This window comes from Amycolatopsis sp. NPDC088138 (assembly GCF_044741685.1).
In the GTDB taxonomy this organism is placed as follows: Bacteria; Actinomycetota; Actinomycetes; order Mycobacteriales; family Pseudonocardiaceae; genus Amycolatopsis.
Genome location: NZ_JBIUTB010000013.1, coordinates 1 through 24,017 on the forward strand (window position 1 = coordinate 1; position 24,017 = coordinate 24,017).

General features: G+C 65.2%; 18 protein-coding genes and 2 pseudogenes. 10 read left to right on the forward strand and 10 right to left on the reverse strand.

The features are described from left to right. Positions 1-744, forward strand: a 744-nt coding sequence (locus tag ACIOD2_RS49450) for a tyrosine-type recombinase/integrase (RefSeq protein WP_400553068.1), incomplete at its 5' end; no start/stop codon positions are given. Positions 745-2,126: 1,382 nt separating this feature from the next. On the opposite strand, the gene ACIOD2_RS49455 is transcribed toward ACIOD2_RS49450, so the two are convergent. From ACIOD2_RS49455 to ACIOD2_RS49470, 4 genes are all read right to left on the reverse strand, one after another. Then, a complete protein-coding gene (locus ACIOD2_RS49455; protein WP_400553069.1) occupies positions 2,127-3,545 on the reverse strand; it encodes a tetratricopeptide repeat protein in 1,419 nt (472 codons plus the stop codon). A 64-nt stretch (positions 3,546-3,609) separates the two neighbouring features. Beyond that, a complete protein-coding gene (locus ACIOD2_RS49460; protein WP_400553070.1) occupies positions 3,610-4,062 on the reverse strand; it encodes a hypothetical protein in 453 nt (150 codons plus the stop codon). 59 nt (positions 4,063-4,121) lie between these two features. After that, positions 4,122-4,661 carry an NB-ARC domain-containing protein gene (locus tag ACIOD2_RS49465; protein WP_400553071.1) on the reverse strand — a complete coding sequence of 180 codons (540 nt, stop codon included), beginning with the start codon at positions 4,659-4,661 and terminating at the stop codon, positions 4,122-4,124. 95 nt (positions 4,662-4,756) lie between these two features. Next, the gene (locus ACIOD2_RS49470) at positions 4,757-5,215 is read right to left on the reverse strand and encodes a hypothetical protein (protein ID WP_400553072.1); all 459 of its coding nucleotides are present in this window, start codon (positions 5,213-5,215) and stop codon (positions 4,757-4,759) included. A 707-nt stretch (positions 5,216-5,922) separates the two neighbouring features. On the opposite strand from ACIOD2_RS49470, the gene ACIOD2_RS49475 reads away from it, so the two are divergent. Further along, positions 5,923-7,356: an AAA family ATPase gene (locus tag ACIOD2_RS49475; RefSeq protein WP_400553073.1), complete on the forward strand. Its 1,434-nt coding sequence runs from the start codon at positions 5,923-5,925 to the stop codon at positions 7,354-7,356. After that, complete coding sequence (locus tag ACIOD2_RS49480) at positions 7,353-8,195, forward strand: hypothetical protein (protein WP_400553074.1); 843 nt, start codon at positions 7,353-7,355, stop codon at positions 8,193-8,195. The genes ACIOD2_RS49475 and ACIOD2_RS49480 overlap by 4 nt, the downstream gene beginning before the upstream one ends. Here the strand turns inward: ACIOD2_RS49480 and ACIOD2_RS49485 are convergent. The 4 genes from ACIOD2_RS49485 to ACIOD2_RS49500 all read right to left on the reverse strand — a co-directional run bounded on the left by ACIOD2_RS49485 (position 8,192) and on the right by ACIOD2_RS49500 (position 14,052). Continuing rightward, the gene (locus ACIOD2_RS49485) at positions 8,192-9,259 is read right to left on the reverse strand and encodes a hypothetical protein (RefSeq protein WP_400553075.1); all 1,068 of its coding nucleotides are present in this window, start codon (positions 9,257-9,259) and stop codon (positions 8,192-8,194) included. The two genes, ACIOD2_RS49480 and ACIOD2_RS49485, sit on opposite strands and share 4 nt — an antisense overlap. An 81-nt stretch (positions 9,260-9,340) precedes the next feature. After that, positions 9,341-10,912, reverse strand: coding sequence for a hypothetical protein (locus tag ACIOD2_RS49490; protein ID WP_400553076.1), 1,572 nt, complete (start codon positions 10,910-10,912; stop codon positions 9,341-9,343). A 492-nt stretch (positions 10,913-11,404) separates the two neighbouring features. Then, a complete protein-coding gene (locus ACIOD2_RS49495) occupies positions 11,405-12,787 on the reverse strand; it encodes a hypothetical protein (protein ID WP_400553077.1) in 1,383 nt (460 codons plus the stop codon). Further along, a complete protein-coding gene (locus ACIOD2_RS49500) occupies positions 12,784-14,052 on the reverse strand; it encodes an OmpA family protein (RefSeq protein WP_400553078.1) in 1,269 nt (422 codons plus the stop codon). Before ACIOD2_RS49500 ends, ACIOD2_RS49495 begins: the two co-directional genes overlap by 4 nt. Before the next feature lie 271 nt (positions 14,053-14,323). Between ACIOD2_RS49500 and ACIOD2_RS49505 the strand changes: the two genes are divergently transcribed. Next, positions 14,324-15,619, forward strand: coding sequence for a TetR family transcriptional regulator (locus tag ACIOD2_RS49505; protein ID WP_400553079.1), 1,296 nt, complete (start codon positions 14,324-14,326; stop codon positions 15,617-15,619). Positions 15,620-16,101: 482 nt separating this feature from the next. Further along, a pseudogene (gene tcmP, locus ACIOD2_RS49510) lies at positions 16,102-16,773 on the forward strand (three-Cys-motif partner protein TcmP); the annotation flags it as partial. A 12-nt stretch (positions 16,774-16,785) separates the two neighbouring features. Here the strand turns inward: tcmP and ACIOD2_RS49515 are convergent. Both ACIOD2_RS49515 and ACIOD2_RS49520 read right to left on the reverse strand, forming a co-directional pair. After that, positions 16,786-17,142 carry a hypothetical protein gene (locus ACIOD2_RS49515; protein ID WP_400553168.1) on the reverse strand — a complete coding sequence of 119 codons (357 nt, stop codon included), beginning with the start codon at positions 17,140-17,142 and terminating at the stop codon, positions 16,786-16,788. 76 nt (positions 17,143-17,218) lie between these two features. After that, positions 17,219-17,821 carry a hypothetical protein gene (locus ACIOD2_RS49520; RefSeq protein WP_400553080.1) on the reverse strand — a complete coding sequence of 201 codons (603 nt, stop codon included), beginning with the start codon at positions 17,819-17,821 and terminating at the stop codon, positions 17,219-17,221. A 338-nt stretch (positions 17,822-18,159) separates the two neighbouring features. Between ACIOD2_RS49520 and ACIOD2_RS49525 the strand changes: the two are divergent. From ACIOD2_RS49525 to ACIOD2_RS49545, 5 genes and pseudogenes are all read left to right on the forward strand, one after another. Further along, a pseudogene (locus tag ACIOD2_RS49525) lies at positions 18,160-18,834 on the forward strand (hypothetical protein); the annotation flags it as partial. A gap of 150 nt (positions 18,835-18,984) precedes the next feature. After that, the gene (locus tag ACIOD2_RS49530; RefSeq protein ID WP_400553169.1) at positions 18,985-20,073 is read left to right on the forward strand and encodes a hypothetical protein; all 1,089 of its coding nucleotides are present in this window, start codon (positions 18,985-18,987) and stop codon (positions 20,071-20,073) included. A gap of 798 nt (positions 20,074-20,871) precedes the next feature. Further along, the gene (locus ACIOD2_RS49535; RefSeq protein WP_400553081.1) at positions 20,872-21,066 is read left to right on the forward strand and encodes a hypothetical protein; all 195 of its coding nucleotides are present in this window, start codon (positions 20,872-20,874) and stop codon (positions 21,064-21,066) included. A 127-nt stretch (positions 21,067-21,193) separates the two neighbouring features. Continuing rightward, positions 21,194-21,517: a hypothetical protein gene (locus ACIOD2_RS49540; protein WP_400553082.1), complete on the forward strand. Its 324-nt coding sequence runs from the start codon at positions 21,194-21,196 to the stop codon at positions 21,515-21,517. A gap of 1,060 nt (positions 21,518-22,577) precedes the next feature. Then, complete coding sequence (locus tag ACIOD2_RS49545) at positions 22,578-23,987, forward strand: hypothetical protein (protein ID WP_400553083.1); 1,410 nt, start codon at positions 22,578-22,580, stop codon at positions 23,985-23,987. The last annotated feature ends 30 nt before the right edge of the window (positions 23,988-24,017 follow it).

Sequence of the window (24,017 nt, forward strand, 5' to 3'; positions counted from 1 at the left end):
TGGAACAAGGCCGAAGCTCAATGGGGTGACCGGCGCATGGACACCATCATCGCCAGCGAAATCAAGACCATGGCCGAAACGGTCCGCAGCACCGCACGGGTCCGGCGGAACTCCCGCGGCGGACGCAACGCGGCGGAGAACTTCATCGCGGCCATGCGCTGCCTCTACAAACACCTCGTCAACGACGGACGGCTCGACGAACGCCGCAACCCCGCCATGCGCGTCACCAAACCACGCCGCAATGCATCGACCCGCCGTGCCCTGGCAGGCAACCGGCTGAGCGAGCTGAACGACGTCGTGGCCAGCACCGGCGATGACCCGGAACTCGACTCGCTGATCTGCCGCCTGCACGAGGAGAGCGCCTGCCGCCGCGGCGGTGCCCTCGCCCTGCGGCCCCGTGATCTGGACCGCAGGCAATGCACGGTCCTGTTGCGGGAGAAAGGCGAGACCGAGCGCTGGCAGCCCGTCTCGCCCACCCTGATGCGTCACCTCATCGCCCACAACGAGGAACGCGGTAACGGCGACCCGCAAGGCCAGTTGCTGCGCTACAGCAGCGGAAAGCCGATTACCTACCGTCGCTACGACTACATCTTTGGCCGGGTTCAGAACGAGCTGGACTGGGCCAGGGCTCTGCAGGTCAGTGCCCACTGGCTCCGCCATACCACTCTGACGTGGGTGGAGCGCAACTTCGGCATGGCGTCGCTCGCGCCTATGCCGGGCACGCCGAGTCAGGCGGTGACCTGACCACCACCAGCTACGTGAAGGCTGACATCAGCGAGGTGGCCGAGGCTCTCGCAGCGCTGACGGGGGGATCGCACCCGCTTGCACCCGCGAGGACTGCGCGGGACGAGGCGTAGTGATGGTCGGTGGGCGCGGCGGCAAGCCGCCGCGCCCGCCTTCAGTCGGCTGTCCGATGTGGTGTGCTCGCCAGGTCGGCGTGATAGGTGGTGACCATCTCATGCAGGACATGTTGTGGGTAGACGACCAGGAGATCGTGCTCCGGCAGGGCCGCGAGCAGGACCTGGTCGCCAGGGCGTATCCGGCACTGTGCACGTAACCGGGCGGGCAGAGTTAGGCTCATCTTCGGAGGTACGGACCCCAGCCCTCGCGTGGCGCACGGTGTTACGACGAGCAGGCCCTAAGACACTGCGAGTTGAATCGGCAAGCCGACGGCCCAGCCCAGCTGTTCCAGAGCCACCCGCGCCGCCACCACGCCGTTTCCGCCGACTCGAGCCAAACTGAAGATGACAGAGCTGCCGTCCACCAAAGGTCCGAGATCTGCTATTGGCAAGGGAACGACAGCGTCCAGGCTTCGCTTTCGAGCGGGTAGAGCTAGTGCGGAGACGATCCGATCCGCTGACTGGGGAACACCAACTGAGAAGCTACCAATCGCTGGCTCAGATTCTGCAGTGCATTCAGGCGTATCGGCCTCGGCGCCACTCCATGTTCTCGACATCCTGCATCCACGTGTTCTCGGCGTGGGAGGGCCTCTCTGAGGAGGCCGCACAAATTCAAGGTCGACAATGTCCTGCGCAGGGATTCGACCCTCTGACGACCGCCTTAGGAGAGTGGGTGACGGTGTCGTCCAAGGTCTCTACCAGCCACTATAGCCTCACGGTTGCCTCATGTGACCCCAGAAGTAACGCTGTTCTACACAGTTTCGGGTCACGAAATGAATCGCGGGGGAGCCGCGTGAAGTGGCGTAGAACACATCTGAGTCGCGTGTGTCGCCTGCCTGCGGCTGAAGTCCGTGGGTGTGGGCCCACGTGGCGTGGACGGGGTGGCCACGTGTGGCGAGGAGGCGCGGGTGACTCTTTCGCCACTGTTCGATCAGGTCTCCTCGTCTGAGGCTAACCGTTGGTCGGACGATGGTCTGGCGACCGGCAGGTGCTCCATCGGCGCCGGAAGGTTGCAAGCCGAGAGTTCGCCGCTCGACTTGAGTCCTTCGGCAGTTGTCGCGGGCTGCAGCAAGCAAGCCGCGAGATTATGCTGAGCGTGTGTAGCGTGGGACTCAATCGAGGTAGTGTCCGTGGGTGGTCTGACACGCCGGAGATTGTTTGTCAAAGAACACCAGTACGCCGTATGTCCGGCGAACCTCAGGTTCGACCGTGGCCGGTGTTGCCGAACTACAGCAACCGGCGCCGCCACCGCCCGACCATGCGTTCATCCTCGACGTCTCCGGTCTCCTGGAATGCGGCAATCGCATTTTCGGTAGCTTTCCTCGCCTCATCTTTTCGCCCCGCGGCAAGAAACATCAATCCGAGCCGGTTCAGCGTCAAGCCTTCCGTGTGGTGATCGCCGATTTTTTGGAAGATAGCGACAGCTCGGCCTGAGACTGTGACCGCGTCGTCGAATAACTCAACTTTGCGCAGGGAGTATCCGAGGTTGTCCAGTGCTCGGGCTTCGTTGGAGCGGTCGCCGAGCTTCCTGAAGATATCGGCTGAGAGCTCGTGGTAAGCGATTGTGTCCTCAAACATTTCTAATCCCTGTAGGGCGACCCCGGTATTTTCAACTGCCTCGCCCGCATTGTGGTGGTCGGCAACCTCGTCGAGGATAACTGTAGCTTTGCGGTGGGCAAAGATCGCATTAGCGAATTGTTCAGACTGATAATATGCGGCCCCGAGATGATCCAGTATCAAGCCTTCGGCATGACGTTCGCCGAGTTCTTTGAAGATGACGGCAGATTTCTGAAAGGATGTCACCGCGTCATCGAACCTTCCCCGTCCCATCTGTGCCAACCCCAAGTTATTCAACGCTTCGCCTGCGTCGCAGGCGTCGCCGAGTTCTTCCAAGATGGTGATAGCTTCTTGGCGGACGGTGATCGCGTTTTCTGCCTGTCTCAGCTGGACGAACGCGATCCCGAGTTCGACTAGTGCTTGAACTTCGCCTTCACGGTCGCCGAGGTCTCGGCAGATGGCCAAGTGCTGTCGATAAGCAGTCACTGCCTCGTCTGCTCTGCCTGACAGCCTCAAGGCGAGCCCGATATTGCTCAGTGCTGAGCTTTCGTTGTGGCGGTTGCCAAGTTCCCCGAAGATGGCCAGGGCCTGCTGCTGGGCGGCGATCGCGTCATTGAATCGCCGTAGTTCCAGCAGAGCACGCCCGAGGTTGTGCCAGGCTGCACCTTCGCCCTGGCGGTGGCCGATCTCCTGGCAGCCGGAGATGCACTCCTGGTGGGCAATGATCGCGTCGTCGAATCTCCGCAACTCGGCCCAGACGAGTCCGAGGCTCCTCCACGCCGATGCGCGCGCGGCATCGTTGCTGATGCGATCAGCCGCGTGGCGAGCGTCTACGCTGATCGACGCCCAATCATTGAGGTACCGACACTGCTGAAGGTATGGGCTCAGGCTTCCTGCGATGGCGAAGGTGTGCTCGTAGTGGCCGGTGCTGAGGGCGAGCGGGACCGCGGCGGTCAAATTGACGCGTTCAGCCTGGAACCAGCGCAGTGCCTCGTCGCGGCTGCCGAAGCGGCCGGTCTCCTCGCCGCCCATCAGGGCATAGGTTTGACTGTCCGCAGCTTGGGCTGCCCGGGAATAGTGCTCCAGCATCCGGTCCAGCGCCGGGCCTCGGCGAGCATCGTCGAGCAGCTCGCGCGCGTGCAGGCGGATCAGGTCATGCAGCGACCACCCCGTGCCCCCACCTGCCGCAGCAGGCTCGCCTCGCGTAGCACGCGAAGCTGGGGGCAACCCTTGGTTCTGGAACGCCGGCGATAGCCGCCACAGTGTAGTTATGGAAGTCGGGGCCGGGGTTGAGAGTCAGCAACGGCAGGAGCGTCGCCGCCTCCGGCGCCCGTGCTTGCAGCCGCCGCCACGACACATCGAACACCGTTGTCAAAGACTTCTCGGCGTGGTGGGCGTGATGTACGCCTTCCCCCTCCGCTGCAATCAATTCCGAGAGTAGCTTGCCGATCGTCAAGGCGAGATCGTTAGCCAGGATCGACGCCGTAACTTCCACGGCAAGCGGAAGCGCTCCGCATATCGCCACCAGTTGCAGCGCTGCCTCCTGGTGGACCTCAGTGATCCGTGGGTCGTCGGGCTGGCGCAGGGTGAGAATGTCGTACAGCATCTGTCTGGCGTCGTCGGTGTGCAGAACCTCGAGTTCGAGACGGTGAGAGGACGCAAGGCTCAGCGAGTCTCGGGTGGTGACCAGGACTCGGTGGGCCCGGTGTCGCGGGAGCAGCGCAGCACTTGCTGTCCGGCGGCGGCGTTGTCCAGGACCAGCAGCACTCGTCGGCCTGCATCACCGAGCTTGTTGAGGACATGGTGGTAGACCGTCGCCTGGTCATCGGGCGAGGTCGGGATGTCCTCTCCGCGCACACCGAGCAGTCGCAACACCGGCCCAAACACCTGCTCGGGGTGGACGTGGTCGTCCTCAAGGTCGTAACCGCGCAGATTTACCCACGCAATGCCGCCGGCGAACCATTCTTTGTGGGCGGCGATCGACGCGATGCGGCGAGCCAGGGCCGTTTTGCCGACACCGCCCATCCCTGCCACCGCCGACACCACCGGCCACCGAGAATCCCGTGGAACAGAGGCCAGCAGCACCGGTAGTTGCCCGATCTGCGTGTCACGGCCGATGAACAGCTCACCTGGATCCCGGGTACCGGCGGTGATCGCGGTGACCATGGCTGCGGTGCGCGGTGCTGTGGCCTGGTTGACGGTCACGTTCCCATTGACTATGCCCGTGGCGAAGGCGCCGTAGGAGGCTTCGATCTGCCAAGACGGGGAAGGAGCGTCGATGGCTCCGGTGCCGGGGTGCACTAGGCCCGGTCCGGCTGGTGAGGGTTCGGGGCCTGCCTGATGTGCGCGTCGCCTCCGACTACGCCAAACGCGATACCGTGGCCGTGTCCGCTCGCGGTGACCGGTCCGTTTACCACAATCCGGTCCGACGTGGTGAACGTGACACCGCTGCCGCGTGCGTCGGCCAGCGCGGATCGCAGCTTGGTGGCGAACACGGTGTCCTGTTCGACCGCGTCCGTCAGCGACAGCGTCACCCGCTGTGTAGTCCGGTCGCGGACGTCGCCCGACTCGGCTTCCAACTCCAGCTGCCGTAGTGCGGAATCCGCGCTCAGTTTTCGCAGTAGGACCTCGCGCAGGCGCGTCGATGCCGCGTCGACGACCTGATCGGCAACATCGTCGACCTGCTTGCCAACCCGGCGTGCTTTTCCGACCGCCCAAGCGATCAGAAAGCCGACCGCAGCTACAATTTCCGGCCCCATGAGCAAGCTCCTCTCGGTGCCGCCATGCCCGAGCTCCTCCGGCTACAGCTTGTATGTCGCCGATCAGCGCCCGATCGTCACAAGATCTCGTAACTTGGCCGGAACGCTGTACCGACAGCGCCGGTTGGCCGCGCAGACCAGCCGGCGGGACCGCACGCCGACGTCCTCGGGGTGAAGCTGCGAGCGCCGCATTCTGAGAAACTCTCCGAGCAGTGCGACGTGGTTCATGGATCCGAGTACGTGCCTCGCCTGGGCGCCTCACTTGTCCCAACTGGCGATATGCAGAGCCGGGGAGTGGTCCGTCCGCACGGCAGCCGCTCGGATCGGTCATGAACGACATCGACCTGACCTAACTCATCCCCACCTCGCCAAGTGTGGGCTGACTCCGCTCCCACCCACGTTTACCTGCTCGTCAGCAACCTGCATGCGATCTGCCGCTGGAGCCCGAACGCGGGCGACGTCGTGTTCGACGACCGCTTGGGACCTTAGGTGGGGGCGTGGTCCAGCGGCCGCAACCGTCGTGGCGGCAAAGGGTGGACCAGTCGCTTCCAGACGGTGAAAGCCGAACCCGCTTCGCGTTCGCCTTCGTGCTCGGCGGCGTCAGGGATCGCACTTCTCGCCGTCGGCGCCCGAATCCACTGGCGGCCGCGCCGGTAGTTAGCCGGGATCGATACGGTCGGACTTACACTTGTCACCATGGTCGATCCTTGGCGAGCGAGATGAGCTTCAATTGGGCGGAAGTGGGGCGATACGTCACGTTCTTCCTGAGCGGGGTCGCCGCGATGTCGGTCGTCTCGGCTCGCCTGATTCCCATCCTCCGCCGGCAGCGAGCCAGAAATCGGTCGAGAACGCGGCTGGAGGACTTGCAGGCAGCTGAACCGGTTCACCCTCCCGGGAAGTCACTGAGCAAGGTCAAGCCACGTCTGCCTGAGGAGCGATCGCCTGCGCCGTTCCTCTACTTGACTGATTTGCATATTTCCAACATGCGATGCTTTCCGGAGGTCAGTCTCTCCCTCCGCTTCCCGGGCGAAGGGCGCAATGTCCGGATGCAGAACGTGAACTTGCTGTTAGGCGACAACGGATCTGGGAAGTCCACCGTGCTACGTGCCGCGGCGATGGTCGCCTTGGGCCCGGTCCTCGCGAGTTCCGGGCTAGTTCCATATCGCATGGTGCGCGAGGGGCAGAAGGCCGCAGTCGCGACCGGGGCGCTTGCTTTCGGCGGCCCCCGGCGGCCCGAAGTGCTTCTGAGCGAAGTTGCCGTCCAGCGACGGGGGGACCTCGAGGAGTTGCACAGCGAGACCGACGGCCCGTACTGGCAGGACTTGTTCGACGAGTCTTCCACGTCGTTTTTCGTCGTCGGTTACGGCGTGAATCGGCGAGTGGCGGACGAGTCCCGCTCTGATCCTTCGATGGAGCGCGGTCGTCGCCGGCGGCGCTATCAGCGGGTATCGAGCCTCTTCGACGAGAGCATCTCACTCGTCCCGTTCGGTGGATGGCTGCCTGCGAGCGGCAGCATCCGGCAGCGGGAAGTCCGGGAGCTTCTCGACCGGCTCCTCCCTCGAAACGCGAAGTTCCTCGGGTCGTACGCAGGTGACGAGCCGGTCTTCGCCCACCGTGGGGTGGAGATACCGTTCCGAGCACTTTCAGACGGCTTCCGTTCCTACCTCGGATGGCTCGGCGACCTGATGTTCCACCTCAGCGCCGTGACGCCGGAACCCCTGTCGTTGCGGGAGACCGGTGGCATCGTGCTGGTCGACGAGATCGACCTTCTGCTGCATCCGGCCTGGCAGCGCGTGGTGGTACCGACCATCAGCCGGATGTTCCCGAAGGTCCAGTTCATCTTCACGTCCCACAGTCCCTTGGTCGCCGGAACACTCGAAGCTGCGAACATCTGTGTGGCGAAGGTTGCTGACGCATCATCTGCCTCGACCCTGGAGCGCATTCCCGCAGAAGTGCACGGGCTCAACGCCGAGCAAGTTCTCCTCAGCTCCTACTTCGAACTCACGACGACGCGTTCTCCCGACGTCGCGCGATCGCTTGAAGACTTGGCGCGGCGTGCAGTTAAGGGTGGACCCGAAGACCGGAACCGTTACCTTAGGGCTCTGGCCGAGAGTCTCCCGCTAGAGGACTCCGGACGATGATCCGTGTGGCAATCCCGTGCTCTGAGCTGCTGGCTCGCATCGATGAAGCCGTATCAGACTGGCTGACCCGCGCCGCTTTGCTGAAGACTCAGAACGAGCAAGCCGGATACCATAAAGATGCCGATAAGTTCTGGCAGAAGATAACGCACGTGCTGGTGCGCATCCAGCTCGGCAAGTGCGGGTACTGCGAACGTCCTCTCGGGTCATCCGGCGACGACTCCACGGTGGACCACTTTCGGCCAAAGGGCCGGGTCGACGCGTGGCAGGGCACAGGCGAGCTCCAGGACGGCGGTGGCTCGTCTAGAGTGGGCTACTACCTACTTGCCTACGACCCGCGTAACTACGTGGTCGCCTGCCGGCGGTGCAATAACCGGCAGAAGAAAAGCATGTTCCCCACGCGCCGCGCGCGTCAGCTCACGACGACCGACGAACAGGCGTTGGCGGAGGAACAGCCGTACCTGGTCAACCCGGCTGATCCGCACGAGCCCGATCCGGAGGAGCTGATCGGCTGGGACGGCGTGATCCCCGTTCCGGCGGGGATAACCGAACTCGAGCGGGAACGAGCGCTCGTCACGATCGATGTCCTCGGGTTGGCGAACGAAGACCTCATCAGGGAGCGGCATCTCGTGGTGTTCGGTGTCTGGGTGGGCCATCTTCAGACCACGAACGGGAGGCCTGACCCGCTCGCGAAGCAAATGCTCGATCGGCTGTGTTCCTCTAGGAGTCCGCACGCCGCATGCGCCCGACGGTTTCGGCAGTTGTGCGACGAAGATCCCGACGCGGCACGTGAGGTAGTCGACCAAGTGATGCGTGCAACAAGCACGCCGTCGCACGGCTAAATGGCGCGCTCGACGGCTTCCACCGCCGGGAGCAACGGGTCGATCCGTAGCCGCGCGATCTCGCTGCGGTAAGTCCTCTTGCCGTTCCCCAGATGCAGGACACGCAACCGGTTCAGGATCACCCGGATCAAGGGCTGGATCGCCAGCGGGACCGCCTTGCCCTGGGATATCCAGTCAGCGGACCAATCGACGATGCCAGCGAGGGCTTCGATCTGTACCGCAAGGTCGGTGTGGTTGCGGACGAGACAGACGAGAGCATCGCCCGGATGGAGGATGCGTGCGGGATGCCAGAGCGCGTGCCCGTCTTTCAGCACGTACGCGCGTGCACCGCGGTTCGCGTTGCTGTTGACACCAAGTAACTTCACGCTGTCGAACTCACCAGGCGGCCCAAGGCTCGCCAAGCCCGCGACGCATGCTTGCACGTGCGGGTCGTTCAGACTAAGCGAGTCGGCTGACCCGACGCCGGCGACCGGCGCGGCGACAGTGTGTACGACGTCCGGCCTGGCTTCGGGAGCTGGGTCCCCGGTACCGGCTAAGAACGTCGCAGCATCATCGCGTAGGTCGGTGGCGATTCCTTGCAGCGTGCGGGTGGTCTCCGCTGACCCTGGCGCACCCCAATGGCGACCCGAGTACAACGCCGCGATCCCGTCAGCGAGCTCGTCGACCCGCCAACTCCCCGTTGCGTTGACGGCGATGGTCACCGAGATGGCGGCAGGGTAGAGCAGCACGCGGGAGCGCGCGACGGCGTCGACCGGCCCGAGCAGCGCGGGCTGATGCCACATTTGGAATGGGATCACGTGCTCCCAGGCCGAGTCGTGTTCCCAACTCGGGTCGGTACCCAGCTTCCGCAGGGCGCGGGGGCTGCCGAGATAGGAGGACCAGAACCTGCTCCAGCTCGGACGGTCGAGTGCCGAGTCCCAGGGCATGCCGAGCAGCCTTCCGCGATCCGCGAAGACGTTCGCGTAGCCGGAACGAGTCGCCAGTCGGCCGGTTTGCTCCGCGAGTACCGACGGAAAAGTCGATGTCCAGCTCACCGTGAACATCGCGTGTTGGACGGTGGTCATCGTTCTCCTGTACAATGTCGTCGACTACTCACTACGGTGAGGGGGCGGCCGGTTCGCCGGCCGCTCGTTCTATGTTGTGGTTCAACTGCCGGGCGCAGCTTCGATGAGTGGGACCTTCGAGGCGGACGGCGTGGTGCCCTCTTTCGGAACTTCAGCGACTGTCACAACGTCACCGGGCTTGTATCGCAGGAGATCTTCCCGCCGGTGCAGACGCAGTTCCTGCCATAGCTCCCACGCGCCATTCCCTGAGATCTGTTCGATGCACGCCTTGTCCGGGGCACCTCCTGACGGCCGCGCATCGACGACGATCCTCGGCGCGACCAGCACGGTCCCGTTGCGTTGCTCACTCAGCAGAACGGCACCCATGCCCGCGAATTCAACACGCAGGAACACCGCTGAGCGACCAGTGAAGAAGCCTTGGGTTCCCAGCTTGCGCAGCAACGCCCGGGGCGGATCGCCAGGCTGAGGCAATAAGAGCGCGCGCCAGCAGAATCTGCTGGCATACGCGAGCAGCGTGAGCAGCCATGCCGTAGCGCCAAGCAGGAATCCGTACGCTAGGACGTAGTAGAAGTCGAGGAACCCGTATGCGTGTCGGTAGTCGCGCTGACGGCCGGGGAAGAGATTGCCGGTGAGCCAAGGGTAGAGCGCGGCCAGCAAGAGCGAGATCACGACTCCGAGAATCCCCGTGACGGCGGTCTGACTTACGACGCCGACGTGGCTCTCCTGAGCGGTGAACGCGCTTCGCCATGGTGAAAAGCGTCGAACGAGAACGTAAGCGGCCAGCACGGCGACGACGCCAGGTAGAACGAGGAACACCGGCACGCCGACCGCTTGGAGAATTTCGGACTCCCCGAACACCTCCAAAGAGAATGATGTGGAGGCGATGACGCTGGCCGCGGACCCATGCCCGTCGGATGCGTGCACGACAAAACTGAGGGAGCGTGCGCCCGGTGTCACCAATTCGGTAGCGGAAAACGTGATCGGGAGCAGTTGTTGCTCCCTCGGTGGAACAGTGAATGCGCAGGTCGCGGCCCTTGTCGTGGTACCGCCTTCGGCTCTGATATCGGGTCCGGAAGGGCACCGCACCGTGACTGTGGTCGATGAAGGAGCACTCACCGCGACCGATTCCACTTTGACTGGCGTATCCCGTGGGTTGTTCACAGCCAGGGAAGCGGCACCGGGCCTATTCTCGTCGATCCGTTCCACTGCGGAATCGACCTTTGCTTCAAGCAGAACTGGGTGTGCGGCCACCTTGATGGTCACCGTGGTGGTCGCGGCACCACGTGGGGAGGTCGCGATGAACGACACCGCGGAGTCCAGGCCGCTCCCTTCTGCAACCCGGGTGACCTGGAAGTCGAAAACGGCGGAGGAACCAGCGGTAAGCCTCGCGGCAGTCTTGGGCATGTCCACCTGGACCGACTGATCCGAGGGAACCCAACGGATGGCGACTACCGCTTGAGCAGCGTCGCTGTTGGTGACAGACACAGTGCCAGCAGCAGTCGAGCTTGGCACGAGGTTCACCTGTTCCGGCGAAGCACTGATCGATATACCCGCCGCGGCTGCTGGACTCGATGCCAACCAAAGCCACGAGGAACCGCTCACCAGGACGAACAGCAGCACCCCGAGGCGCTCGGCAGGCGATTTCGTTGCCATCGCACCTCCGTAACCTTGGGCTCACCCGCGAAAACCGGGTGCAGCTTCAGTCGCCGCGCGTCGATCACCTGTTACGAAAAGTCGGCTGATCGCAATCTGAGCGCAGCGAACTCGATTTCGAAGGGTTACCTGGCGTGGTCCGGCCATCGCAGGTCGAGGGGCGCGGTACCGGACGCCGTTGGCACCGTGACTGCGCCGCCGTCAGAGACAAACCCGTTCCGACCTCGTCGTGCCTCACGAACACGTAAATGTCCGCGAGCCAGCTCGCCCCGGTCCGGCTGGCGCTCCGTGCGGTTCAGAGCGTCGTGCTGGCCAGAACGGACGTGGTGGCGGCGGTGTTCCTAATCGCCATGCTGACGCTGATGTAAACCGAGGAGGGGTGATACGGCCCGAGTGACCCCTCCTCAGCTCTGGACGGATCGCCCTGACTATCAGGGCCTCGACGCCAAGCCTGGCGGAGCCTCATGGGTGAGCTCTCCCTCGGCGGCACGATCAGTCAGTTCCTTCCTCGCCTTCGACCTCGTCGGGCGCTTCCTCATCATCGGGGAGGTCGAACCGCTTCATCGCTTCGTCGATGGCCGATGTGTCGGTGGCCAGCACGCTTCGCGTGGAGACGAAGGGCGGTTCGACTGGCGTGTTCTCATCGATCGCGTGGAGGCCGGCTTGACCGTGGTAGCTCCGAGCGAGATCGATGATCTGCATGGCGGCTCCGGACGGGGCCATCGCGGCCTGCAGTTCGTCAAGACGAGACCTGTCCGCCGACTGCCGGACCTTCGCGGCCCGCTCGTCCGCCTCGACGGCCGCCTTCTCGTGACCAGTGACGACCGCCTCCGCGTCGCGCACCAGCTTGGTGAGCGATTCGATCGTGCGGACCTCCAACGAACCGGAGCGCATGCGGTTCCACACGATCAACCACGGTGCGAGAAATGCGAAAATGCCCAGCCCGATGCCGACCATCCACTCGACCGGCCCCGCGTGGAAGGTCGAAGTGGGGTGGATGATCCGCGTGGCGATGGAGATTGCCGTCGTCAGACTTACCGCGAACAGGCTGCCCGCCTTAACGTACAAGAGATTCTTCGGGTTCGGGAACTCCGGTTCTCGCCGAACCTCCGGGGGATCCTCCTCCTCGTCTTCCGCGGTCAGTCGGCCAGAGACGGAGCGCAGGTGCCAGGCAGCGTTACCGGTCGAGTGCGCCAGCAAGGCGAGCACAAGCGCGCCGAGCAGCGAAAAGCCCACCGTGGTCACTGTCTCGGGGATTTTGATGGAAGCGGTCTCCAAGTTGACGTTCAGGATCTTCGCGATCACAGCCATCAACGCGAGGATGTCGACAACGAGCGGCGACGAGGTGGCGACGTCTCGAGCTGTGGACGGCCGGTCCTGATGACGGGTGTACCCCCGTCCCGTGTCCTCTTCAATCTTCCGCTGGCACTGGACGATCACTTTCTTCGCCCGTTTAACTGACACCGGTCCAGCGACGTATACCGGGACCGGCACGGCCGGAGCCAGTCGGCGGTCCCGCTCGATCCGCGCCAGCCTCCGCTCACGAGCAGCGTCGGCGCGGAGCGCCTGATAACGGTCGGCCAAACCGTCGATGCGCTTCACGATGCGGGCGATCTCGGCCCGTTGCGCCTGGTGGGCGTGCTTGCATACCGCACGCTCGGCGAGGGTTAGGGCTTCGGGACGGGTGTTGGACTCGCCGCGCCAGCGAAACGCCTCACGAATCAACTGGGTGATCCACCAAGCGCGCCTGGGGTACCGCAGCCAGTACCACAGTGACACCCGTGGTGGCTTGTTCCGGCGCAGGATCAGGGCCGGCAGACCCGGCTCACCGGGCATCGGCGATGAGTCGGAGGGGGTTTCCGCGTGCAGGGTCATCCGGTACTCCAGGTTCGGGTGACGGTGAGAATGACGGTGCGGTTCTGCTCGGCGGCCTCGGCAATCAAGTGCCCCGCGGCATCCAGGTCGGGCACGACCGGCCGGTCGAAGCCGACACCGTCGACGCGGTCGGCGCCGTCGAACAACGAACCGCGCACGCCGGCCGCGACCAAGACGTCCACGACACGCCTCGCTCGTTGCTTGGAGAGCGTTCGCGCGCCGGGCGCCTTGCCGTAGTGCGCGGTGTGACCGATCGCCGTGGCGGCGATGGGCACGGTGGTGGCGTCCGGTTGGAAGTAACCGACCATCGCGCGCAGCTGTCGTTCCGCATCGGGCAGGAAATCGGCACTCTCCCGGCGGAAGAGGACTCCATTCGGCAGCGCGATGGTGGTGACCTGGCCGGTCTTCAAGTCCCCAGACTTTGTAACCGGAACCAAAGCGGGTACGGGAATTGTCGGCACGACGACCTTCGAACCCGGCGCACCGCCGTCGGTCGGGAGAACCGTCGGATCGCAGGTGCCGTGCGCCTTGCGGCATACGGAGAGCCACAGGTCCCGGACATCAGCGCGCATCAGCTCGGTGAGCCGTTGCTGGGGGCCCGCGACCTGGCCCAGACCCACGAAGACAACCCGCTTGCCGGTCAGGTCCGGAAGCTGGTCCTGCGGCAGCGCGGCGACGGTCGCCGCCACATCCAGGTCGGACCCCGGACCGCGCAGGTCGAGCAAGCTGGCGGTCTGCAGACCGCTGCTGTGCACAAACAGCGTCGCAGGTGACGGCGTGTGCGCCAGTACTCCAAGCAGCCCCAGCAAATCGAGATTCGACTGGTTCCCGGCCGCGGTCCTCAGCTTCGCGGTCACCGGCTTCAAGTTGTCGTCGAAGCCCTGCTGCAGCCGGCCCGGATCCTTATCGAGCTCCTTGGTGTCGACGTCGTAGTAGACGGACATGTCACGGTTCAGCACCGCGTGGTCGGTCGCAGACCCGACGAAGGCCGTCAGCTGTACCTTGCCCTGGCTCACCGCATCCCGGATCTGCCCGGTCTCCGCCGACCCCAGGGTGACCGCCGGCTCGTTCGCGGTGGCAGTCGCGCCGATCACGAACCTTGACTGCGGCGCGTCCGCGAAGGTGTCACCGGACGGCGGTGGGGCGGAATCCTCGGCACATCCGCCGAGGAGGTGACTCGTCACCAGGAGCACTCCGAAATAGACTGCCGTCCGGCGCACACGGGGTTTTCGAGCCTGCAGCAAGAGCCCGGAGAACAACTTCATTAGTGCCCACCCCTTCACAGGATCCGTCGATCGACGAGCACAGCCCGTCGCTCAACCATGCCCTCGGTGACTCACAGTCAGCAACGAAGACCCGATTGACCGAACAGCCCTCGACCCAATGGCCTAACCCTGGCCTCTGGTCCGGGAGGTCACCCGCTGGTGTGAACGGTCTTCGCGAATTGTGCAAACAGTGCAACAGTCTTTGCGCGCAGAGCGATGTAGGTCAGGTCTCCCCACCCGACATGGGCGCTCCGGCGCCGGAGGTACCTCCATGGCTTCCCCGAACACCAACCGTCAGCGGATGTTGGACGCGGGCGCGGAAATCCTGCTCCGTGACGGGATGAAGATCCTCGAACGTGGGATTCCGGTTGAGGACGTTGCCGCGCGGGCGGGTTTGAGCAAGAACACCTTCTTCAATGTGTTCCAAAGCAAGGAGAAGTACCTCGACGAACTCATCGTGTCCTTGAGCGCCGTCCAGGAGGACGTGACGTCGGAGCTTTCCACGATGATCGACCGCGTGCTGCTCGACTCCCAAGGCGACCTGCACAGCACGGTGCGCGCCGTGTGCGACTGGGATTTCCAGACGGTCAAGCACGACCCGGGCACTCTCGCGCAATTGGCGGTCTTCCTGCTGGGGCGGAAGCACCCGGAAGCGATGAGGGGCCTGCGCGAGGTCTACGCGAGGTACGACAACACCACCATGCTGGCGTACGAAAGGATCCTGGCCAGCTGGGGCGCCTCGATGCGGAAGCCCTTCTCCTCGAAGCTCGTCGCGGTGGCGTTGACCGCGCTGGTGGAAGGCCTGGCGCTGCGCTCGATCTTCGACCCCGAGGCGGTGCCCGACGACCTGTTCGGCGATCTGACCATCGCGCTCATCGCGGCGATCGTCGATCCCGACCACAACCACGAACACATCAACGACGTGGTGGCTCCCATATCCGAACAGGTCCAGCTGAAATTCGCGTCGGCGAAACCGGACGGGCTCCCCGAGGATCCGCGCGCGGCGATCCTCGACGCGGCCCGTACCGAATTCGGCGTACGCGGCTACTTCCTCACCACCTTCTCCTTGATCGCTGCACGGGCTCACGTGCCGTCACCGGTGCTGAGGCAGTTGTTCCCGTCCAAAGCGGCGATCATCATCGACGCGCTGGACGGCCCGTGCGAACGGCTCGCCCAGCAGGTCGACGACGACGTCAAGCTCAGCTATCCGCCGCAGGAAACCATCACCCGCCACCTGGGCAGGTTGGAGAACCTGGCGACCCAAAACCCGGAATTCGTCCAGGCGCTGCTGATGCTCGCCGCCCACGAGACCGCCGCGTCGCCGGATATGAACGTCGTGGTGAAACGGGAGCTTGATCTTCCCCAGATGCTCGTACCGACGATCGAACGAGCCCAGAAAGCTGGAGCGTTCCGAGCGGACATCCCGGCCTACGACGCCGCAGCCATGCTGACCAACGCCTTGTTCCTCCACTGGTTCACCAGGCGCGACGCGCCGCCGCAGGAACACGCCCGCCTGATCTCGCAGCTGCTTCTCGACGGCCTCGCGGTTCCCGAACCGACGGAGTGAACCACTCCGCCCCGGCAGGTGACGTAGTCGACTACGCGATTTTCGGGCGAGCAACAAGTCCGGCAGGCTGCCGAGTTTTGCCGTCCGGCGCGCCAAGGATCCTGCTTCGCACCGGTCGTCTTTTTGCGCCAGTACTCCACCTGCTCGACGGCTGGACCGTGGCTGCGAGTTGATAGGATCTGACAGTGAGTAACTGACCGGTTGATGCTGGCCATTCGGGGCGATCCGACGTGTCTCCTTCAGAACTACGGCCTGGAGTGCGTCGTCGTTCACGTGTTCGCAGGTGGTGGATTCGGCCGCGCGGGCGATATTCCGGAGCGTCACTTCGTTCTTACCCGTGGTCATGTGACGATCGGAAGATCGGCTGCGGGGAGGGCCTCCCTATGGCGAAAGGCACCAGCGCTGGCCTCCTGGACAACCAGCAGGCTCAATCGGTGTTCAAGCACGAGCTGCTACGGGGCTACGCCCTCCCGTTCGTCGTGATGACCGCGTCGAAAATCCCAGGTCGGCGGGCGGTGGTGGTGGACGGCTACGCAGGTCGCGGCCGTTACGACGATGGACGACCGGCATCTGCGGAGCTGTTGCTGCAGGCCGCCCACCGCGCGCGTACATCCACCCAAGTTGAGGTGCTGCTGGTCGAACGCAGCAGACAGGACTATCGAAGGCTGTCGACGGTCGCGGCCGAGTACCGCGACCAAGGCTTACAGGTCGAGGCGTTTCACGGCCAAGTCCAGGATCACCTGCCCGAGATCGTGTCCCGCGCTGGCGGAGTGCCGCTGTTCTTGTTCCTCGACCCCTGTGGCGCGATCCTGCCGTTCGTCGAGCTGCACCGTCTGCTTCGGCGGGCACGCGGTAGCAGCTGGCCGCGAACCGAAGCGCTCCTGAACTTCAGCGCCGACTTCACCCGACGCGCCGCGGGCGTCCTACACAAAAACTTGCTCGACCATGCTGCGATCCAGGCGATGGACGCCGTCTGCGGCGGCCCGTGGTGGCGGAAAGTCGCGTTTGAGGCGCACAACAGCTCACGGCGCGGAGACTGGGAGTCTGCGGCAGAAGCCGTCGTCACCGAATACGCGCGCCGGCTCGGCGCCGCCACGAACATGGAACATGTCGTGGTCCCAGTGCGTAGGCAAATGCACCATCAACCGGTCTATCACCTGGTGTTCTTAACCAGGGGTGAGCACGGGATCTGGGTCTTCGGGCACAGCGCCGCCGCGGCGCGACGCGCGTGGCTGGACGTAGTTGGTCCCGGCGCCGACCCGCCAGAAGGGGTGCTGTTCAACCTCGCCGAGTTCCAGCAGGAAGACGATCTCCCCGACCAGCTCAGGTTCGACCCAGTGGGCGCCGCGGACATCCTCCCGTGGCGGCGCCACGACGAACGGGTGCGTGCGGCGCTCATGGGGTTCCAGCTGGGCCAGGAGGTCGGCGCGGGCGGCCTGGCTGAAGCCGGTGCCGACGGCACCGATGTAGATCAGCTCGCCGGACTCGGGGTCGTGCGCGCCGAGCAGCAGCCCGCCGAGGATGCCGGCGAAGCTGCGCTGCCCGGGTCCGCCACCCGCAGATGATTACTTCCTGGGTCTGGATGAACGGGTGCTTGAGTCAGGAGTCCGGTCGCCGCCCGGGGACGTAGGTGGAGTTGCGTAGCTTCGCGACGACGCCTTCGTAACCGGCGGCCGCGGCGTGCGCCAGGAAGTCGGCCGGGCTGCGGCGGTCGGCGGCCAGCTCGTCGAACGTGACCGCGCGGACCACGGAGACGCGGTACGGGTCGGGCATCGGCAAGCTCTCCAGGAGCCGGCGGCGTTCGTCATACGGCTGCTTGAGCAGGTCGCGGTCGCCGAGGCGGAGCAGGTCGAAGGCCAGGAAGCGTACGGCGATGTCGTCGAAGGGCTCGTCTCGGCGCAGGGAGCTGTGGTGCTTGATGTAGCGGCCGCGGCGTTCCTGCATGAGCTCGAAATCGATCCGGCCGTCCTCGCCGTAGACGACGACTTCCCCGTCCAGGTAAGCGGCCTGCCCGTCGAGCGCCGGGGCGAGGACGCCGGCGAGGTCGGCGAACTCGGCGGTGAAGTCGATGTTGTTGCGGCTGGTGAGCACGGTGGTGCCGTCGACGCCGATGCGCATGGCCGCGCGGTAGCCGTCGAGCTTGTACTCATACGCCCACTCGGGGCCGCTGCGCAGGCGGCCGCCGTCGGCCTTAGCCAGCATCGGCTCCACTCACGCCGGGACCCGCGATGCGCCGTCCTGACCGACCATACGGAGCCTCCGTCCCGACGCCAACGGTGTGCTCCGACGGCAACCCGATCAGCCCAGTCCCGCTGTGTTTACGCTGGTCAATGACCTGATCGGCGACCGTCGGTGTCGCCTCGACCGCGCTGCGCCGATCTTTCTCGCCTGAGTGAGTGACGTCGGGCGGCGTGGCTTGACAGACCGGCGTCACTCTCGCATCCTCCGAACAGGTGTTCGATGAGAGTGGTCGGGTTCGCCCGCGGGTGTGGTGCGCGGGTGTCTCCGGTGCGGGCTCGTGGTGCTGGAGGTGAGCGGCAGTGGCAGTGCCGGAAGCGCTTGCGGAGCTGACCGCGATCGCCGGTGTCCGCACGGCCTCCCAGCTACGACAACCCAGCCCCGACCAGACGGGGCCGGCCGAGGCCTTTCCGGTCCTGCCGACCGTGGCCGGCTTGCTGCCCGGCGGTGGGCTGCGGCGGGGGAGCACGGTCTCGGTGCTCGGGTCGACGTCGCTGGTCCTGGCCTTGCTGGACGAAGCGACCCAAAAGGGCTCGTGGGCCGCGATCGCCGGCATGCCCTACCTCGGAGTGGCCGCGGCCGCCGAGCTTGGCGTCGATCTGGACCGGATCGCGCTGGTCCCCGAGGCGGGTGCGGAGCTGGTGGCGGTGCTCTCGGCGCTGGTCGACGGCTTCGACCTGGTCGTGCTGGGTCCGACGGTGTGCCGCGGGGCACAGCCGCAGCTGGCGCGGCGGCTGGCCGGACGCCTGCGCACCCGCGGCACCGTGCTGGTCATCGCCGGGCCATGGCCCGGCGCCGACGTCGAACTGCGCCTGTCCGGCCACACCTGGCGCGGCACCGCCCCGGACGGTCATGGCTACCTGCAGACGTGCGATGTCGTGGCCAGTAGCCGCGGCCGCGGCGCCGCCACGCGCCCGCACTCGACGCCTTTGCAGCTGCCGGGCGCCGGCGGAGTGGTCGCCGCGAGCGAACCCCCGCGCCTCCCGGTCCTTGGTGGAGGTGGCGGGGTGAACGACGCGCCGCGGCTGCTGGTGCTGTGGTGTCCCGACTGGCCGGTCGTCGCCGCCGGCGCCGCTACGGGAACGCCACCGTTGGTCCCGGCGGCGGTGTTCTCGGCGAACCGGGTCGTGGCCTGCTCCGCCGCGGCCCGTCACAGTGGTGTCGGGCGTGGGCTGCGGCCCCGCGACGCGCAATCCCGATGCCCAGGGCTCGTTGTGCACCAGCACGACCCGGACCGGGACGCCCGGGTGTTCGAACCGGTCGCGGCCGCGGTCGAGCAGCACGCAGTCGGCGTCGAGGTCGTGCGCCCCGGCATCGTCGCCGTCCCGGTCGGCGGGGCAGCCGGCTACTTCGGCGGCGAGGAAGCGCTGGCGGAGCGGCTGCTGGACGAGGTGTCGGCGAACGCCGGGGTGGAATGCCAGGTCGGGATCGCCGACGGCCTGTTCGCCGCGACCCTCGCCGCCCGCCGCGCCACCTTCATTGCACCGGGCGGCTCGGCGGCGTTCTTGGCGCCGTTGCCGGTCGCGGAGCTGGACCAGCCGGGGGAGGAGCGCGGCGAGCTGGTCGGCTTGCTGGGCCGGCTCGGGTTGCGGACGCTGGGCGCGTTCGCTGCGGTCGCGGAGCGGGACGTCGCCGGTCGGTTCGGGCGTGACGCGATCCTGGCGCACCGGCTGGCCCGGGGGTTGTCACAGCGACCGCCGTTGCGGCGCGCCCTGCCACCGGAGCTGGAAGTTCTGGAGCAGTTCGAGACACCGCTGGAGCGGATCGACGAGGCGGCGTTCATCGCGAAAACGCTCGGGGAACGGTTCTTCTCCGGCCTGGCCCGCCACGGCATGGCGTGCACGCGGCTGGCGATCGTGGCGATGGCCGAGTCAGGGGAGGAGCGGGTGCGGGTCTGGCGCTGCGCAGAACCGCTGACCGCGCGGGCGACCGCGGATCGGGTCCGGTGGCAGTGCGAAGGCTGGCTCACCGCAGCACCCGGGGACCGGCCCAATTCCGGCATCATCCGGCTGCGGCTGGCGCCCGAGGAGCTGGTCGGGGGAGAGGCCCTGCAGCTGCAGCTGCAGCTGGGCGCGATGGGCCGCGACGCCGACGCCGCAGAGCGGGCCAGCCGGGCGATGGTCCGGATCCAGGGCCTGCTCGGCCCCGAAGCCGTCCTCACCCCGCTGCTGGACGGTGGCCGCACACCAGCCGACCGCGCACGGCTCATTCCCTAGGGCGATCCCCGGGCCACCCTGACCGCGGACGCGCCATGGCCGGGACGTCTCCCGGTGCCGTCTCCGGCGACCACCCCTCGACGCACGATCCAGGCCGCGGTCCGGGACGCCGCCGGGTGCACTGTCGGGTGCACGGCTCGAGGCGAGCTGACCGGGCCGCCAGCCGCGGTCGCGGTCGGCGATGAGGCTTCGTTGCCGGTGATCAGCTGGTCTGGTCCCTGGCTGTACCGCCCCACACCGCAAGCCGGGGATCCGACGGGGGGTGGCCCGGGTGCAGGTAGTCCTCGCCGACGCGACCGCCGACCGCGACAGAGCACTGATCTTGGCCGTCACACTGGACCAGAAGCCACAATGGACGGTCGAGGGGATTTACGACTGACCCGTCCCGAAAACCTGTCCGATGGGCTGCACCCGTTCGGGTGGTTGCCGGAGGTTTGCTCCGTTGTGTGGCTGGTCTTCCTGACACTGAACGTCAGAACAGGCCGAGCCGGAGGCGAACGGGGGACATCGTGGGCGTATTGCTGAGGCCGACCCCGGACATGGGGGACCGGGTCGTCGAGATGTTCACCGACCGGACTTGCCTTCGCCGACCAGCGCCCGCCGATAGTGCGGCTGCCGGCGCAGGCGCAGCCAGGTCTGCTGGACCCGGGCAGGACGAGGTCACGCTGCCGGAGCTGGACGTCGATGCGGCGCCGTCAGAGCGAGGCTTCGGGTTCGAGATCACCGACCTCGAACCGGTGATCGCCGCCCTCGGCCAAGTACTCGACGCCCCCCCCGTACCTCGACCACATCGGCCGAGTGAACGTCGACCTCGGCCGATGGGCACGCCCGCACGCCGAGGGCGGCTGGATCACGATCGACGGCCCAGTCGTCGACGCCGCCACCAGGGTCCGTGACCGCACGGTTGAGCTGAGCTACGTCCACGTCGCTGAACTGCGGCTGAGGTTGGTGGACTTCGCTGACGCGCTTGCAGCCGTCGACACCGCGTGGTGACCGACAGAGCGGGGCGTGCGACACGAGCTGAGAACGCTCGGAGGGCAGCGAAACGAACGCCGCAGGCGGCGCCGCCTGACCACTAAATATGTCAGCCATCAACGTGTTCTCTTGGTAACTTCCGAGCGTGAACCTGACCGACCTCAGTAGTGGCTTCCGTGACGGGGCACAGCGTCGGCGCGTGCAAGCCGTGATAGAGGAACGGCTCGCGGATGACCGAGAACAGGACGAATGCCGATACCTCATGAGGTTCTGGTGGCAACTGACCATGACCTACCAAGAGGTGTCGGCACGTGAACTTCAGGCGCACGTGAGCGCGGGCAAGCTGAACGCCGTCGAAGCGCTGATCGAAGCGATCAGGTGCTCACCCGACCGGATCGACGTCTGGATCCTGTCGGCAGAGCAAGCTTCCCCCGTCATCCGTGATCGAGGCCATGAAGCAGGTCTGTAACTCCGCCCCGTACCGTAATCACCAGTAGGGACCTTCGACAGCACGATCATGTGCACCCGCCACGGCGGCCCTGTCAACATCGGTATGCCCGTCTCCTGGTACTGACGACGGCCGAATCTCGCGTTTCGACCTTGACCTCCAGCGCCGTGAAGCGCGGCTGGCCGGCATCTGGCGGGGTTTCCTTGCCCACCGCTGGGCGACCCCGAGCAGTCATCGTCTGGCATGAACTTGCCCGCGGACATGAACGTCCGCTTCTGCCGACGAGCAGATAGCCCAAGGTGACGTAGCGGGCAGACGTGGCCACGGTTGATAGCTCCGACACGATCTGGCGGCACGTCGACCGAGTCCAATTCGCGATGACGGCGGCGAGTCGAATGTTCCGAGGCCTGAGTCGGGTGACTTCCGGCAGGTACGCCAGCGCCTGGACTGATGCTCTGCCCGGAGTTCGTCAACGTCGTTCGCGGTCGATCGAGCGCAAAGCCTCCAACGGCGTACGGCCCGTCGCCTCGGCGAGGGTCGTGACAGCTGCTGCCGCCAGCGCGGTTAGGCTTAGAGTAGCCATCTCCACGTCCTCTCGGACGGCGGCATCGGCAATGTTGTAGACATCCGCGTCCTCATCGGCTAGTTAGGCCGCTACCCCCTCGACCGCGGCTCGGCGCGTGGCTGCCTGCTTCCTTCGTTCGCTGGTCGACACTTTGCCAGCAACCCTCGCCGGCATCTGCAATGCCGCTGATCGCGCTGCCGCGACGCGCATACATGCCGATGTGAGTGCGGACGAGTGACAAGTTTTCGTCGGTCCCCCGCAGACCTGCTATCACAGGTCGACGGGTGACTCGGCCACTCGCGGTAGAGCGGAGGGTCCATGGCCACGGGTTTGACCTTTGCCGACGCGGCGAAGCTACTGGACGACAGCTCTGCGGTGGGGGCATTGTCCGTTGCAGCGATCACTCAAGCTCGACATGGTGTACATCGAGAGACTTATCCCCGGCATCCAAGGTGCCGATCGTAACGGCAAGTGTGCTGCTGGCGACGTAGACGAAGTACGCATGTAGGAGGCCCTGTGTTAGGTCGCGAGCGTCGATCGCGTCAGCCCCGCTCCGAGGATCCCGAGGTTCGGCGGTACCAGCGGCTCGTCCAAAGCGCATTTGCGCTGCTGGGGCTCGGCCTTCTCGCGACTATCGGGTACGGAATCGCAGTTGACGGATCCGCCGGGATCGCCACCTTCGGCGTACTCGTAGCGCTCGCCGCACTGACGATTGGGCTCCTCATGGGCTTCATATTTGGCGTGCCGAGGTCTACCCAAGGGGACAACAAGACAAGTCGCGGCAGCTACTCCGTAAACACAAATCTTGAACAGATCTCAGACTGGCTCACTAAGATCATCGTCGGTATCGGCCTGGTCCAGTTCGGGGCAATCGTGTCAAATTACGGAAAGCTCACCGATCAACTGGCAGCTGGCCTTGGTGGCCATTCGTCGAGCAATGCGGTCGCGGGTGTGCTGATTGCTTTTTTCGGCCCTCTCGGCTTCTTGTTGGGCCACGTCATCACCCGCACTTCCCTGATGACAACATTTCAGTACTTTGACCGCTTGACAACAGGGAAGGTTGCCGAGTCACTAAGGGAACTTCGCTCGAACCTGACCGGCTTGAATAGCGACATCGTGGCCAAGTATCGCGACACTGACGCCGAGGCTGATCCGACGGCCATGACCGTCCAGCATAATCGTGAACCGTTCGTTCCTGTTCCAAATCTTGACGTCGCTCGAATTGAGGATATTGTTGAACTGGAAACGCATATCGAGGAACTGTTGGGTGAACTCATTTTCCCGCTCTCGCCTCGAGGGCGCACTCCCGACAATCTCATAGAGATACTGCTGCGGCGCGGCGTTCTCGATCAAGCTACAGCACGTTCGCTGACAGACCTACTGACCTCTGCGCAGCGGGTGGCGGGTGGCGCGGAACTGTCGACGGAGGACACGGCTGCGGTGCGCAACTCGGGGCTCGCCGTACTGAGACAGCTGTCAGCCTTGCGGCGCACTGCGTTTGCGGCATTCGAGTCGCATGTTTTGGAGTTGCTGACGCAGGAAGCCTCAACTAAACCCGACGTCCGAGTGGTGCTCGATGCTGTGCTCTCCAACGGAAATCGAGGCTACGCGTCCGATCTTTCCGAAACGCAATCACCATCTCCACGTGTCGACGCCCTCGTAGAGTATGGCGAGAAAAGAGTTATTGTCGAGACGCGTGCACAAGTGCGCATTGGCGAGTACCGCCATATTACACCCTTGACGAAATGGCTCTACAGCCTGCCAGCGCAAAGCATGGTACTACTTATCCTCCTAGGGGACAGGCTGAGAGCGTTTGAGGAGCGCGAACTGATACTACCCGACATAGTCAACGTCGAGATCCTGATGTGGGACTCCGATTTCGACGAGTTGTGGCCTCGCGTTTCCCGTTTACTCAGGCGTCCATAAACGGTGCTGCTTAGCGATTGAGTGGCCTTG